Here is a 15,112-nt window from a genome sequence, read left to right as displayed (position 1 = left end):
ATACGGCGATACGGCGATACGGCGATACGGCGATACGGCGATACGGCGATACGGCGATACGGCGATACGGCGATACGGCCATACGGCCATACGGCCATACGGCGATACGGCGATACGGCGATACGGCGATACGGCGATACGGCCATACGGCGATACGGCCATACGGCGATACGGCCATACGGCGACACGGCGACACGGCGACACGGTGACACGGTGACACGGCGATACGGCCATACGATTTCACGACTCGACAGACGACCGTTCTGTCCAGAACCTGCGGATTACCCGATTACATGTCAGATTCATCCCTGATCAACGGCGATGCACCTTCGGCGAGCCTGGCGGTGACACGCTACGAGAACATTCAGCCGCGCCTGCCACAGGCTCGCTTTCCCGACGTGTCGATTCATCGCGCACATCTGGAAGACTTGTGCGACGAGTTTGATTGCTTCGTGCTGGATGGTTTCGGCGTTCTGAATATCGGTGCCGATACGGTGCCTGGCGCTGTCGATCGGGTACTGGCGCTGAGAGCTCAAGGCATGCAGGTGCGGGTCTTGACCAACGGTGCCAGTTTTCCGGTCAGCGTCACCCGTGCGAAATACCATCGCTGGGGTCTGGATTTCGAACCCGGGCACGTCATCTCCAGTCGCGATGCATTGGCGCGGGAAATGGCAGCCCACGCCGACAAGGTGTGGGGCTTCGCCGCATTGCCGGAATCCGAGCTGCAGGGGCTGGCGCCGCAAGCTGTATTGCTGCAGGACAACGCCGCCGACTATGAACGCTGTGATGGCTTTGTGCTGCTGGGAACCGGTAACTGGACGGCGGCACGACAGCAGTTGCTCAAGGTCTCGCTGGCGGCGCGTCCCCGGCCGGTGCTGGTCGGGAATCCGGATCTGGTGGCGCCACAGGCTGGCGGACTCTCACGCGAACCCGGCCTGTATGCGCACGACATCGCGGACAGTCGGTTGGTCATGCCGACTTTCTTTGGCAAGCCGTTCGACAATGCCTTTTCGGTGGTCAGGGAAACCGTACAGGGTATCGATCCGCAGCGCATCGCCATGGTGGGGGATACCTTGCATACCGATATTCTCGGTGGGGCACAGGCGGGCTGGCGCACCGTGCTGGTCACAGACCATGGTTTGCTCAAGGGGCTGGATGTGGAGCAGGCGATTCAGCGCAGTGGTATCCGGCCCGATTTCATCATTCCAACCACTTGAATGCTGCATCGGCAGCTCGGCCAACAAAGCCGGCTGCCCATCAGATGATCTGCGGATACCCGACGAGTCAGGCGATCTGCAGATGCTCGACGATGGCATCGATATCCATGTCCAGCTCCGTGGCAGTCTGACTGGCGGCCAGCAGCCACTTCAATGTGTCGGTTATCTGTTCACGGTGGATTTCGCCATCCTGCAACTGCCGATTGATACGCTCGCGAGTTTCATCTACCTGATTCTCGACCACCATGTCATCGCGCGAGCGGCCGGAAAAGCTCGACAACACCATGGCGGGGGTCTTGTCAGCGTGGTTCTCCACCGGGCCATAGCTGTTGCGCCACTCACTCAGGCGCGAGGCAATCAGCTGTGCATGAACCAGCAGAGAGGTAACGGATTGTGATTGCCAGCGAGTGCCAACCACGCCGAGCAATCGCCGGCAGGCATCGGCAGCGCCGAGCAGCACATGCAACTCCACGCTGTAGGTGGCGCGAAAATCCTTCCAGTTGCGAATGATCTGACTGGCAATGGTTTCCGATTCCAGGACGGTAGACAGCTCACGGGCATATTCCCCGGTCATTCGCAACTTTTCCCAGTCGGTACGCAAACCCTTGTAACCCGGTCCCAATGCCGCACGGTATTCCGTGTTGTTGACAAACAGCTCCCGGAATCGCATGACCTTGGCCAGTTGAGACAGCAGTCGACGATGTTCGCTGGTGAGATTGGCGGGCTTGGCGACGCTGAATTCCATGAACTGGCGTCGTGCATTGAAATAACTGGCACCCACCAGTTCGGGATCATGTTCAAGATTCTCACCCAGCTCGGACATCAGGCTCAATAGCTGGGACTTGCCGGGAACCTTGTCGAGGATGAAATGTTCCTGCAAGGCAGCCAGCTCGTCCTCGATCAACTTGGCCTGGTGCTGGGCACGCCTCAGTTGAATGGTACTGTTGGCATAGCACAGGTCACCGTGCCCGAATTGCTCCAGTGAGGAAGGTGCCTTGTCGATCAGCTCGATGATTCCGGCCAGACGAATCAGCTCGCGGGCCGACAGGTCGGGCAGGCGCAGCACTTCTCGAAGCGTCTTGCAGTTCAGGCCCGAGGATACCGAGCGTGTCCATTTGCCGATCAGATCCGGCAGCGCCGTGAGCTGGCGGAACTCGACATGGTCCAGACCTTCGGCAGCCAGTCGGGCGGCATACTTGCGCAAGCTGGCGACGTTGGTCTCCGGCAATGTGATTCTCGCCGCTGTCTGCGTGCCGGTTGTCTCGGATGCTGTCGCCTCGTTGTGGGTGGCATCGGGTTGATTGTAATCCGGTATCAACTGCAAGACGGCGCTGAGCTGCTCGAGGCTCTTGTTGCCGGTAATGCTCATGGCCAGTGCCACATCAAAGCGTGTCGGGATGTCGGGCAGTCTGATTTCCTGGCTGCTGTTGCCCGAGGAATGGATGAGGGCGGCACTGCCCAAGGCGGTTTCGTATTCCAGCGCAAGCGGTGGTATGTCCTTGATGGCCTCGGCCAGTTGTTCGAAGAAAACGCTCAGGGGTTTGCCGGGATCATGATCCGGCAACTGCACGGCAAAGCGCTGTTCGGCGTGCATGACCAGTGCCTGATTGTATTCGGCGGAATCACCAGTGAGTCGTATCTCGTAGCGCTGCTGATCCGGGATGCGTACCAGCAGTGCCGGGAACAGCAGAATCGGTGCGCGTTGCCGAATGTTGGTCTGCTTGGCATCAGGCCAGCTGATGAATCCGGCTGCCAGATACAGCTGTCTGTCTCCCTTGTCCTTGATCAGCGCGTTTTCGACCAGGATCTTCTTGCAACGTCGCAACAACTCGCTGGCGTCATGACGGGTCTGCAGATTGCAGCGGTCCTTGCGCGATCGCTCGGGCAGAGCGGGGCGCGATTCTGTCGAGTCCGAGTCGGTGTCCGAGGCTTCGGGCAGCAAGTCGAGAAAGCCCCCTTCCAGCGACAGCACATCCACCAGCGCCAGAGGAGATTGCGGAAGCAGATCGATGTCCGATTCCTGCTGGCCCCAATCCAGAGCACGGTTTTCTCCCAGCGAAATCCTGTCATGTCGGCGCCTGGAGTGTCTGGAGCCGGATTGATTACCTTGCAAGACTTCCACGGTATAACGATCCACCTGGGCTGTTGAATAGGACAGGCCTGTACTTGACCTGGTGAAACAGGGTGTCCAATTCAGGAATCGGGCCAAAGCAACTTGGCATCTTTTTCAATGTACTGCATCTATCTAGTTGATCAAGTAATAAAAGTATGGACAGGTAACATGAAATTATGAAGTGTTACTGGTTCTTGTGGGGAATCATGCCCACCCGGTACTGTCCTAGTGTCATGAGATTCGATCCTGGTACACGGTGTGGGCAGGAAATTTACCTTGTTTTTTCAATAGCTTGAAGAGGGCGGCATGCGCGACTGGATGAAACTGGCAGGAATACGCAGCAGTGAAATCACTGATCAGAAACTGTTCAGGCAACGGCGACAGTTGTTGCAGGCGTCAGCGGCAGCGGGCATGACCGGCTTGATCGCACTGCCGTCCATGGCCAATGGCAAGGCTCTGGAGCAGCCGGTTGTGAAAAGCAAGTTCAGTACCGAGGAAGAGCTGACCTCGAAGGAGACCGTCACGACCTACAACAATTTCTACGAACTGGGCACTGACAAGGGGGATCCGGTGCGCTATGCCGACCGTCTGAGAACCGAGCCATGGAGCGTGACCATCGATGGAGAGTGCGCCAAACCAGGTGTGTATACCCTTGAAGACGTTCTCAAGCCGCATGCCATCGAGGAGCGCATCTATCGCATGCGTTGCGTTGAAGCGTGGTCCATGGTCATTCCCTGGAACGGCTTTTCCCTGGCCGATCTGATCAAGCGGGTCGAGCCGACGTCAAAGGCGAAGTATGTGGCATTCGAAACCGTGGTGCAGGACGACCTGCCGGGTGTCAAGCGACGTGTACTGGAATGGCCCTACCGTGAAGGTCTGCGCATGGATGAAGCCATGCATCCGCTGACCCTGCTGGCCATGGGAATCTATGGCGAGGAAATGCCCAATCAGAACGGTGCACCGCTACGACTGGTCGTGCCCTGGAAGTACGGGTACAAGAGCATCAAGTCGATCGTCCGTATCAGTTTCGTGGAAAACCAGCCGCCGACCAGCTGGAACATGTCAGCGCCGCAGGAATACGGTTTCTACAGCAACGTGAACCCCAAGCGTAGCCATCCACGCTGGAGTCAGGCCAGAGAACGCAGATTGTCGGGCGACACGGGCGGGCTGTCAGCACTGTTCGCGTCCAAGACCGATACCCTGTACATGAATGGTTATGCCGAGCAGGTGGCGGATCTGTACGCGGGGATGGACCTGCAGAAGTTTCATTGAGCGATGCTGATATGGGGCCGCACGGCCAGCAAGACAGCGCAACTGAGCGCGCATCATGAGTAGCGCTGTGCCGGCATCGGCGGCTGCAGGCAGGCTGCCCGCGCTTCGCTGGCAGGTTCTGCTCAAACCCGTGGTGTTCCTGGCAGCTCTGGCGCCGTTTCTGTATCTGCTGCAGGCGCTGTTCAGTGGCGCACTGGGGCCGAACCCGATTGATGCGCTGACTGATCAGACAGGTACACTGGCCATACGCATGCTGATGATCAGCCTGTCGCTGACACCGTTACGCTGGCTGCTGAAGAGAACATGGCCGCTGAAACTGCGTCGCATGCTGGGCCTGTTTGCGTTCTTCTACGCGTTTCTGCACGTCAGCATCTATCTGTTTCTCGACCAGCAGCTGGATCTTGGTGCCATCTGGGAGGATCTGGCAGAGCGCCCCTACATCATGGCGGGCACGGTGGCATTTCTGATTCTGATACCACTGGCCTTGACCTCCACGAAAGGCATGGTGCGGCGTCTGGGGCGTCGCTGGGCTGCCTTGCACCGAGGCGTCTATATCGCGGGAGCCGCTGTCGTGGTGCACTACGTCTGGCTGGCCAAGGGCGATCTCATCGAGCCCTTTGTCTATCTTGCCCTGCTGTTGCTGCTGCTGGCCTACCGTTTCGTTCGCATGCTGCGTTGATGGCTGAAATCTGCCACCGACTGACGTCGGTGGCAGCTTCGACAGGAGGTTTGCGCCTGTTCAGCCTGGCAGCAGATCCGCTACCGTATCGCGCTCTTCACGCAATTCGGTCTGACTGGCCAGCATCTTTTCGCGGATGAAGTCGCTGACATCCAGATCGCTGACGATGGTGTAATCGCCATCCTTGCATTCGACAGGGAATGAGTAGATCAGACCTTCATCGATGCCGTAACTGCCATCACTGGGCACTGCCATGCTGACCCAGTCTCCAGGCGGTGTTCCCTGGATCCAGCTGGCCATGTGATCGATGACGCCATTGGCGGCAGAGGCCGCACTGGAGCTGCCACGTGCGTTGATGACTGCCGCACCACGCTTGGCAACCGTTGGAATGAATTCATCCCGGGACCAGGCGCTGTCAACCATGTCGCTGGCTGCCTTGCCATCGATGGAGGCATAAGAGATATCAGGTACCTGAGTGGTGGAGTGATTGCCCCAGATGACCATGCGGTTGATGTCCGATACGCGTGAACCGGTCTTGCTGGCCAGCTGCGACAAGGCGCGGTTGTGGTCCAGACGAGTCAGGGCGGTGATGTTGCGCGGATTGATCTTTGGCGCATTGGCCTTGAGGATGTAGGCGTTGGTATTGGCAGGGTTGCCGACCACGACGACCTTGCAATCCGGTGATCCGACTTCGTTCAGCACTGCGCCCAGCGCGCTGAAGATCTTGCCGTTGTCGGTGATCAGGTCGCTGCGTTCCATGCCGGGGCCGCGCGGCTTGGCGCCGACGAACAGGGCAGCATCGACGTTGTTGAGGGCAACCTTGGGATCATCGGTGACGATGACGTCGTTCAGAAGAGGAAAGGCGCAATCGTCCAGTTCCATCTTGACGGCTTCCAGCATGCCCAGGGCAGGCGTGATTTCCAGAAGGTGCAGGCTGACGGGTTGATCAGGTCCGTAGATATCGCCGGCGGCAATACGGAACAACATGGAGTAGCAGATCTGTCCGGCAGCGCCGGTAATGGCGACGCGTTTCGGCTGGCTCATAGTCAATGCATCCTTTATAGATTCGCAATGGGGTTGGCTGGGGGTGCGCGAACAGGTGTCCGTGGGTCAGCCGGTCTTGTTTCCGGCGCCAGCTGTTGGCGGCTTGGGGGAGTCTGATTCCAGACAATTTTCCCGAAACTGTGTCGCAGCCATCAGCTTGAGGCCGGCCGCATGTTAACACAGGCGCTTGTGGTACCCTGCGCCAACGTTTCGTGGCCCGTTAGACGGGAGGATTGCACTGATGCGGTGCCCGTTCTGTGGTGCTATCGATACTCGTGTTGTGGACTCAAGGCTGGTCGGGGATAGCGATCAGGTACGACGCCGCCGTGAATGCACGGAATGCGAGGAACGATTCACCACTTATGAAACTGCGGAACTGAACCTGCCCCGAATCATCAAGAGTCGTGGCAACCGTGAGCCGTTCTCGGATCACAAGCTGCAGGCGGGATTCCAGAAGTCTCTTGAAAAGCGCCCGGTCAGTGTCGAGGCCATCGATGAAGCCGTTGCCCGGGTGAAGCACCGCTGTCTGGTGGCAGGCGAGCGGGAAATCGACGCTCGCCGCGTCGGTGAATGGGTCATGGAAGAGCTCAAGCAGCTCGATCAGGTGGCCTATATCCGCTTTGCCTCGGTCTATCGCCAGTTTGCCGATGCTGCCGCTTTTCGTGAGGCACTGGACAGACTGGAAAGCACGTCCGCCGCCGAGGAGGTCAGCAACCAGCTGTCGCTGCTCGACGACACAGAACCTGACGGGGATGCCTGAGACCCGTCGTCCACGATACCCCCGACGACCTGCACGCTGTCGAGCACCGGTTGAAGCCGTTGCCCGGCAGTTGCTGTCCTTCATGAATCAACGAGAGAAAAATTACCGTGTCAACGATTGTTGTCGTCCGCAAGGGCCAGACCGCCTGCATTGCTGCTGATACACTGACCACGTTTGGCGATACCCGTCTGGACAATACGCTGGATCGCAACCATTCCAAGATTCAGACCTTCGGCAAGACGCACATGGGAATCGTCGGCAGCGCGGCGCATGCCCTGGTGACCGAACGCGCATTGAACGACAAGGAGCTGGCTGCCGATTTTTCCTCGCGTGAGGCGGCTTTCGATACCCTGATCCGTCTTCATCCCGTATTGAAGGAAAATTACTTCCTCAATGCCAAGGATTCCGAGGAAGATCCCTACGAGACCAGTCAGATCGATTCGGTCTTCATCAACTCCAATGGCATTTTCGGGCTGTTCTCATTGCGTGAGGTGTATGAGTACACACGTTACTGGGCAGTCGGCTCCGGTGCCAGCTATGCTCTGGGGGCAATGCATGCGGTCTATGATCGCTACAAGAGTGCACGCGATATCGCCCGGGCAGGGGCGGAGGCGGGGGCGACCTTTGATACGTCGTCACAACTGCCGTTGACCTTCAAGACGGTCAGATTGCGCGAATCAGGAAAACTGTAGACTTGCGAAATACGTTAGAATGGTGGGTTGACCCAATTCCATTTCAATCCTTCAGGAGTGCCGCATGGCCGTCGAACGTACACTTTCCATCATCAAGCCCGATGCCGTTGCCAAGAACGTCATCGGTGAAATCTATACCGCTTTCGAATCGGCTGGTCTGCAGATCGTGGCTGCGCGCATGATGCACCTCACCAAGGAACAGGCAGGCGAGTTCTACGCAGTACACAAGGAGCGTCCTTTCTACAACGATCTGGTCAGCTTCATGACTTCCGGTCCTGTCATGGTTCAGGTGCTGGAAGGTGAAAACGCGGTACTGGCTCACCGTGAAGTCATGGGTGCCACCAACCCTGCAGAAGCCGCCGAAGGCACGATCCGCAAGCGTTTCGCTTCGTCCATCGACGAAAACGCCTGCCACGGTTCCGATGCCACTGAAACTGCTGCTGTCGAAATCGCCTTCTTCTTCGGCGACGACGGTGTTTGCCCACGTACTCGCTAGATTTCCGGCGAGTTCGTACTGCCGAGTGGCCTACAGTCTTGAATAGCAACAGCACGGTCGCCTCATGAGCGATACAGCACTTGTCAATCTGTTCGATATGGATCGCCAGGGGCTCGCCGATTTTCTGGTGAGTCAGGGCGAGAAGCCGTTTCGTGCCAAACAGATTCTCAAATGGCTGTATCAGCACAATGTGCGCGATATCAATGCCATGACGGACGTGTCCAAGGCCACTCGGTCCCTGCTGCTGGAGCGCACCACAACGGTGCTGCCAGGCGTGCAGGAGGCTCAGCTGAGCAAGGACGGCACCGCCAAGTGGTTGTTCGAGTTGCATGACGGCAATTGCATCGAGACTGTCTATATTCCCGAAGCCGATCGCGGCACGCTGTGTGTGTCTTCCCAGGTGGGCTGCGCGCTGGATTGCTCCTTCTGCTCGACAGGGCGGCAGGGATTCAACCGCAATCTGTCCGCGTCCGAAATCATCGGTCAGGTGTGGCTGGCCACCAATCTGCTGGCACTGGAGCCCGCTACCCGCGATCAGCGCATCACCAATATCGTCATGATGGGCATGGGCGAGCCCTTGCTCAATTACAGGCAGCTGGTGCCGGCACTGGACCTGATGATGGACGATCTGGCCTATGGCTTGAGCAAGCGTCGTGTCACCGTCAGTACCTCGGGAGTCATTCCGGCCATGGACAAGCTCACGGCCGATGTCGACATCTCCCTGGCTGTCTCCCTGCACGCGCCCAATGACGCCTTGCGCGACGAGCTGGTGCCGATCAACAGGAAGTACCCCATCAAGGAGCTGATGGATGCCTGCTGGCGTTACGTGGAAGGCGAAGACGCTGCGTCTCAGCGCAAGAAACATGTACTGTTCGAATACGTCATGTTGTCCGGTGTCAACGATCAGCCCGAGCAGGCCCATGAGTTGGCCGAACTGTTGCGTGGATTCCCGGCAAAGGTCAATCTCATCCCGTTCAATCCGTTCGAGCTGTCCGGTTACAAGCGATCCTCACGCAATGCGGTCGAGCGTTTTGCGCGGATCCTGAATGATGCCGGCATTCTCACCTTCAAGCGCACCACGCGCGGCGACGATATCGACGCTGCCTGCGGCCAGTTGGCGGGGGACATTGACGATCGTAGCAAACGGCACGTGAAATTCATGGAGCCACGATTTGGAGAACAGGGTCGATGACAGTGACAGGCAACAAGGCACTGCTGCTGGGTGTGTTGTTCCTGCTGCAGGCATGTGCAGGCAGTGGTGAGATCAGTCCCGAAAAGCGACAGGACGCTGCCCAGTACAACGCCCAGCTGGGTGCGCAGTATCTGCAGCGAGGGGAGCTGGATCAGGCGCGCGAGAAGCTGTTGAAGGCCCTTGATCAGGATGAGAGCAACGCCCTGGCGCATGCCACCTATGCCAATCTGCAGTTCCGCATCGGCGACCCCGACAGTGCCGATATGCACTTCAAGCGAGCGTTGCGGCTCGAGCCGGAGGAGGCCGAGTACCGCAACAGTTATGGCATCTATCTGTGTGGGGTAGGCAAGTATGACAACGCCAGCAAGCAGTTCAGAGCCGCCGCTGACAATCCGTTCTACCGTACGCCGGAGTATGCGCTGGACAATGCCGGTCTGTGCATGCTCGATGCCGATCGACTGAGCGATGCCGAGAGCTATCTGCGTGAAGCGTTGCGTGTCAATCCGCAGTTTGCCAATGCCTACCTTCACATGGCCGATCTGATGCACCGCAAACAGCGACTGACGGTTGCCGATGCGTATTTCCAGCGATACAACGCCTATGGCAGCGCGACGGCAGAGAGCCTGTTTCTGGGCTTGCAGATCAAGCGCGATGCGGGCGATCTGGACAGTGCCGAAGCCTATGCCAGTCAGTTGCTCAATCAGTTTCCCGCCTCCGAACAGGCGGGTGAATACTTGTCCCGTCCCATTCAGTAAGCCGTCGCCACCGACCGTTGTCAGGAAAATGAAGACTCAATTCAAGCGTTTGCGCGGCATGCCCGATCTGCTGCCTCAGGCCGTGGCCCCCTGGCATCAGCTGGAGTCGGCTGTGCGTCAGGCAATGCGAGCCTATGGCTACGGAGAGCTGCGCACACCGTTGCTGGAGCGTACCAGTCTGTTCAGCCGCTCCATTGGTGAGGCCACGGATATCGTCGAGAAGGAGATGTATACCTTCGAGGATCGCAAGGGCGAGTCTCTGTCATTGCGACCGGAAAACACGGCCGGGTGCGTGCGTGCCGCGATCGAGAATGGTCTGCTGCAGCCCGGCAGTGTCAATCGCATCTGGTATACCGGCCCGATGTTTCGTTACGAGCGCCCGCAGCTGGGGCGGCAACGGCAGTTCTTCCAGACAGGGGCGGAGGTTTACGGGCTGGCAGGTCCGGCCATCGAAGCCGAGCTGATTCTGCTCAGTGCGCGGTTGTGGCGTGAGCTGGGCATCATCGATGCCTTGCAGCTGGAGATCAACACGCTTGGCGATACGGATGACCGGGCGCGTTACCGTGAGACGCTGGTGGCGTACTTCGAGGCGCACCGCAGTGTGCTGGATGAAGACAGTCTGCGCCGTCTGGAGCGTAATCCGCTGCGCATTCTGGATAGCAAGAACCCTGACATGCAGGACGTCATCAATGCGGCACCGGCCTTGCGCGACAGTCTCAGTGAAGCCTCGCTGGCTCACTTCGAACAATTGCAGCAGCTGCTGGAAGCCAGTGGTATCGGTGTGCAGGTCAATCCGCGACTGGTGAGGGGGCTCGACTACTACAGTCACACCGTCTTCGAATGGACCACCGATCAGCTCGGTTCGCAATCGGCGGTCTGCGCCGGCGGACGATACGACGGACTGCTGGCGCAACTGGGAGCGAAGGACATGCCCGGTGTCGGCTGGGCGTTCGGCATGGAGCGGGTCATCGCATTGATGGACAAACTGGGCAAGACTCCGGAGCCTGCGACGGCAGACATCTTCGTCATGGGAAGCGATGAAGTTACGGTGGCCGATTCCCTGGCCCTGGCGGAAACCATCCGGCAGCAACTACCGGACTGTTCGGTAGTGCACAATACGGCAGCAGGCAGCCTCAAGAGCCAGTTTCGCAAGGCGGACAAGAGCGGTGCCTCGGTTGCCGCCATCATCGGTGGAGCCGAACTCGCCAGTGCTCAGGTAACCCTCAAGCCACTGCGCGGAGCCGGCGAGCAGACCAGTGTTCCGCTTGACGGCCTGGGCGAGGCACTACAGAAAATGCTGGCCAACGAGGTCTGAACGACACACATCGGGTAGTAGCTGCCATACGCGGCAGCGGATAACAGAACACTGATCCGGGCGGACAAGTTCCGGAACTGGAACAGGACAGGCGCCTGGTGCGGCGTGGAGAAAACAAGTGGAATACGAAACAGAAGAGCAACAGGTCGAAGCACTCAAGGAGTGGTGGGCGGAGAACGGCAAGGCTGTCATCGCCGGCGTGGTGCTGGGTGTTGGAGCGATCGGAGGCTGGACCTTCTGGAAGGGTCACCAGGAAAAGCAGGCTGTCGTGGCCAGTGATACCTTCAGCCGCACCATTGAAGCGCTCAATGGCAGCGATACGGCGGCAGCCCTGTCGCTGGCCGATGAACTGAAGGACGATCAGCCCGACGCCCTGTACAGTGCCTATGCCAACATGGCGGCAGCCCGTGCATCCGTGGAAGGTGGTGATCTGGCCGATGCGGCCAGTCGTCTGGAATGGGTCGCGGATAACGCACCTCAGGACGATGTCCGTCTGATCGCCAGAGTGCGATTAGCGCGGGTGCTTGGTGCCAATGGTGATGCGGCAGCCGGGCTCGATAGTCTGCCTGCCGACTTTCCGGAGGCCTTCGCCGGTCTGGTGGAAGAGGCACGCGGTGACCTGCTGCTGATCAATGGTGATGCCGATGGCGCTCGCCAGGCCTACCTGGCAGCACAGGACAGTCAGTTCGTGGCCAATCGTGAAGGCCTGACCATGAAGCTGAATGAGCTGACAGTCAGCGATGGCACCGAAGACGGCTCCGAGAGCGCAAGCTAGTGAAGGTCCTGGCCAACAAGAGGCTGCGGCTGCTGGCCTGCCTGGCAGGCATGCTGGCAGTTGCCGGCTGTGCCTCCGAGCCGCCTCCGGTGCCGCCAGCCGAGCTCAAGGCGACGACCGCGGAAGTCCAGCCGTTGCGGCTGTGGTCCGCCAAGGTGGGTGAGGCCGGTCGCGGCCGATTCGAACCACTGGTCACCGAAGATCACATCGTGCTGGCCAATCGACGTGGCCGGGTGACCAGCCTGAAGCGTGATGGCGGTATGCGTCAGTGGCGAGCCGAGCTCGATACGTGGCTGAACAGCGGCGTCGGTGGCGATGATCAGCACGTCTATGTCAATGATGTCAACGGCGTCGTGCATGCGCTGGATGCGGCGACCGGTGAAGCCCTGTGGCAAACGGCAGCGTCCTCCGAGATTCTGCGGCCCGTATCGGCTGGCTTCGGTGTGGTTGTGGTGCGCAGTACCGATGGCCGGGTCGTGGCTCTCGAGCCGGAAGACGGCAGTGAGCGCTGGAGTGTCTCCAATACACCGCCCGCACTGACGCTCAACGGCTACAGTCAACCTCGCCTGCTCAATGGAGGCGTGCTGGTCGGTCTGGACGACGGGCGCTTGCTGGCACTGAACATGAGCAATGGCAAACTGATCTGGGAGACGGTTGTCAGCGTGCCTTCCGGACGTTCCGAAGTAGAGCGGCTGGTGGATATCGATGCCGATATCGTACTGGATGATGAGGGCATCTACCTGGCGAACTATCAGGGCAAGGTGGCGCGCATCGAGCCGGGTCGCGGTCAGATCGTCTGGTCGGTACCCATGTCGGCGGGAGCCGGTATTGCATTGCAGGAGGACAGTCTGATCGTCATCGATGACAAGGACACCGTGCATCGTCTGGACAAGCAGTCGGGGCAGATCCTCTGGTCCAATGACACCATGCCCGGTCGGCGCCTGAGTCCGCCAACGTTCACACCGGCCGGTGATATCGTCGTCGGTGATGTCGAAGGCTATGTGCATGTGCTTGATCTGAACACCGGTACGCTGGTCGGGCGCACCCGTCTGACCGATGAGCCCATCACGGCTCGCCCCATTGCAACCGACGATGCCGTTATCGTACAAGCCACCGATGGCCTGGTTGCCGCCTTTCGTTTCGCACGTTGAGATCATCATGAAACCCACCATCGCGCTGGTGGGCCGGCCAAACGTAGGCAAGTCCACCCTGTTCAACAAGCTGACCCGAACGCAGGATGCGCTGGTCGCCGATATGCCCGGTCTGACCCGCGATCGCCAGTATGGCGATGGCAAGGTCGGCGGCTGGCCTTACCTTCTGGTCGACACCGGCGGGCTGAGTGGCGCACCCGATTCCCTGGATGCAGCCATGGCCGATCAGACTCTGAGCGCCGTGCGTGAGGCCGACCTCGTCGTCTTTCTGGTCGACGGTCGCGCCGGGCTGGTGTCGGTCGATGAAGAGATTGCCGACATCCTGCGGCGTCAGGCGCGTCACGTGGTGCTGTGCGTCAACAAGATCGACGGCATCGGTGAGGACAAGGCGCAGCTGGAATTCCACCAGCTGGGTTTTGACACGATGGTGCCCATAGCTGCCTCGCACAATCGTGGCGTTCAGCAACTGGTCGAGGAGCTGGCAGATCACTTCCGGATTCCTCAGGAAGAGCGTATCGAGCCGTCGCGCAAGCGCGGATCCCGCAAGAAGCGAGCTGCGGCTGAAGAGGCAGGCGCCGCTGAAGGCGAACAGAGCTTCGGCCCGGGCTATCAGCCCGTCGAGCAAAGCGATATTCGCATCACCTTCGTGGGTCGCCCCAACGTGGGCAAGTCAACGCTGATCAACCGCTTGCTGGGTGAGGATCGCGTCATTGCCTATGACCAGCCAGGCACCACGCGTGATTCCGTGGCCGTGCCGTTCGAGCGTGCGGGCAGGGAATACACGCTGATCGATACCGCCGGAGTTCGTCGTCGTGGCAAGGTCAGTGAAAAGGTCGAGATCTTCAGCATCATCAAGACATTGCAGTCCATCGACAAGAGTAATGTCTGTGTCATGCTGCTTGATGCCGAGGAAGGCATCACCGATCAGGACCTTTCCCTGCTCGGCTATGTGATCGACAAGGGGCGAGCGCTGATCGTGGCGGTCAACAAATGGGACAGCCTGACCACTGAACAGCGTGAGGCCTATCGTGAAGATCTGGAGCGGCGAGTCGAATTCCTCAAATTCACTCGTATCCATTTCATCAGTGCCTTGCGAGGTTCGGGCGTGGGCGATCTGTTCAAGTCCATCAACAAGGCCTATGCATCGGCCTTTGTCGATCTCTCCACCCCCAATCTGACTCGCATGCTGGAAGTGGTGACCACACAGCATCAGCCACCGATGGTCAACGGACGCCGCATCAAGCTGCGATATGCGCATCAGGGTGGTCAGAATCCCCCCATCATCGTGATCCACGGCAAACAGGCTCTGAAAGTGCCTCAGAGTTACCAACGCTATCTGATGAACCATTTCGCCAAGGCGCTCAAGCTGTTCGGTACACCGCTACGCATCGAGTTCCGGCAGGATGACAATCCCTTCCAGGAAACCGCGCGGGTGAAGCCGGTTCGCAACAAGGCCGAGGTCAAGGGACGGCAGAGTCGTTCCTCCGAAAAGCGTCGTCCTGCCGGTGGCGAGCCCGATGCTCGCAGCGGTGCTCTCGGGAAAAAGAAGGTGGCGGCCGGCAAGAAGGTGAGTGGCAAGCGTGGTTCGCAGCACAGTCTGCGAAAGGACAAGGGCAAGGGCTGACGCCAGACTCCTGCCTTGTCGAGGCTC

Annotated in this window: 14 protein-coding genes; 12 read left to right on the top strand and 2 right to left on the bottom strand. The window is 59.2% G+C overall.

Going from position 1 to position 15,112, the window contains the following annotated elements; all coding sequences use genetic code 11:
• The first annotated feature begins 293 nt into the window (after positions 1 to 293).
• On the top strand, positions 294 to 1,217 hold the full coding sequence (locus ACUNV4_RS10280) for an HAD-IIA family hydrolase (RefSeq protein ID WP_430878452.1): 924 nt from the start codon (positions 294 to 296) through the stop codon (positions 1,215 to 1,217).
• 67 nt (positions 1,218 to 1,284) lie between these two features.
• Here ACUNV4_RS10280 and ACUNV4_RS10275 read toward each other — a convergent pair whose 3' ends face one another.
• Positions 1,285 to 3,354: a DUF4011 domain-containing protein gene (locus ACUNV4_RS10275; protein ID WP_430878451.1), complete on the bottom strand. Its 2,070-nt coding sequence runs from the start codon at positions 3,352 to 3,354 to the stop codon at positions 1,285 to 1,287.
• A gap of 282 nt (positions 3,355 to 3,636) precedes the next feature.
• Here ACUNV4_RS10275 and msrP point away from each other — a divergent pair, with 282 nt between their 5' ends.
• Entirely contained in the window at positions 3,637 to 4,602 is a 966-nt protein-coding gene (gene msrP / locus ACUNV4_RS10270) for a protein-methionine-sulfoxide reductase catalytic subunit MsrP (protein WP_430878450.1), read from the top strand.
• A gap of 55 nt (positions 4,603 to 4,657) precedes the next feature.
• Entirely contained in the window at positions 4,658 to 5,281 is a 624-nt protein-coding gene (locus tag ACUNV4_RS10265; RefSeq protein ID WP_430878449.1) for a protein-methionine-sulfoxide reductase heme-binding subunit MsrQ, read from the top strand.
• A gap of 60 nt (positions 5,282 to 5,341) precedes the next feature.
• Here the strand turns inward: ACUNV4_RS10265 and ACUNV4_RS10260 are convergent, their stop codons facing one another.
• Complete coding sequence (locus tag ACUNV4_RS10260) at positions 5,342 to 6,325, bottom strand: malate dehydrogenase (RefSeq protein WP_430878448.1); 984 nt, start codon at positions 6,323 to 6,325, stop codon at positions 5,342 to 5,344.
• Between the two features lie 241 nt (positions 6,326 to 6,566).
• Here ACUNV4_RS10260 and nrdR point away from each other — a divergent pair, with 241 nt between their 5' ends.
• The 9 genes from nrdR to der all read left to right on the top strand — a co-directional run bounded on the left by nrdR (position 6,567) and on the right by der (position 15,085).
• Positions 6,567 to 7,085 (top strand): transcriptional regulator NrdR, encoded by a 519-nt coding sequence (gene nrdR / locus ACUNV4_RS10255; protein ID WP_430878447.1) that lies wholly within the window; start codon positions 6,567 to 6,569, stop codon positions 7,083 to 7,085.
• A gap of 107 nt (positions 7,086 to 7,192) precedes the next feature.
• Positions 7,193 to 7,777 carry a hypothetical protein gene (locus ACUNV4_RS10250; protein ID WP_430878446.1) on the top strand — a complete coding sequence of 195 codons (585 nt, stop codon included), beginning with the start codon at positions 7,193 to 7,195 and terminating at the stop codon, positions 7,775 to 7,777.
• 64 nt (positions 7,778 to 7,841) lie between these two features.
• Positions 7,842 to 8,273 (top strand): nucleoside-diphosphate kinase, encoded by a 432-nt coding sequence (gene ndk / locus ACUNV4_RS10245; RefSeq protein ID WP_430878445.1) that lies wholly within the window; start codon positions 7,842 to 7,844, stop codon positions 8,271 to 8,273.
• A 64-nt stretch (positions 8,274 to 8,337) separates the two neighbouring features.
• Positions 8,338 to 9,465 carry a 23S rRNA (adenine(2503)-C(2))-methyltransferase RlmN gene (gene rlmN / locus ACUNV4_RS10240; RefSeq protein WP_430878444.1) on the top strand — a complete coding sequence of 376 codons (1,128 nt, stop codon included), beginning with the start codon at positions 8,338 to 8,340 and terminating at the stop codon, positions 9,463 to 9,465.
• A complete protein-coding gene (gene pilW, locus ACUNV4_RS10235) occupies positions 9,462 to 10,220 on the top strand; it encodes a type IV pilus biogenesis/stability protein PilW (protein ID WP_430878443.1) in 759 nt (252 codons plus the stop codon). Before rlmN ends, pilW begins: the two co-directional genes overlap by 4 nt.
• A 28-nt stretch (positions 10,221 to 10,248) precedes the next feature.
• Entirely contained in the window at positions 10,249 to 11,535 is a 1,287-nt protein-coding gene (gene hisS, locus ACUNV4_RS10230; RefSeq protein ID WP_430878442.1) for a histidine--tRNA ligase, read from the top strand.
• A gap of 118 nt (positions 11,536 to 11,653) precedes the next feature.
• On the top strand, positions 11,654 to 12,310 hold the full coding sequence (locus ACUNV4_RS10225) for a YfgM family protein (protein ID WP_430878441.1): 657 nt from the start codon (positions 11,654 to 11,656) through the stop codon (positions 12,308 to 12,310).
• Entirely contained in the window at positions 12,310 to 13,461 is a 1,152-nt protein-coding gene (bamB, locus tag ACUNV4_RS10220) for an outer membrane protein assembly factor BamB (protein ID WP_430878440.1), read from the top strand. The genes ACUNV4_RS10225 and bamB overlap by 1 nt, the downstream gene beginning before the upstream one ends.
• A 7-nt stretch (positions 13,462 to 13,468) precedes the next feature.
• A complete protein-coding gene (gene der / locus ACUNV4_RS10215; protein ID WP_430878439.1) occupies positions 13,469 to 15,085 on the top strand; it encodes a ribosome biogenesis GTPase Der in 1,617 nt (538 codons plus the stop codon).
• Positions 15,086 to 15,112 lie beyond the last annotated feature (27 nt).

Source organism: Granulosicoccus sp. 3-233, from assembly GCF_052681095.1.
This window is presented reverse-complemented; position numbering and strand designations above follow the sequence as displayed.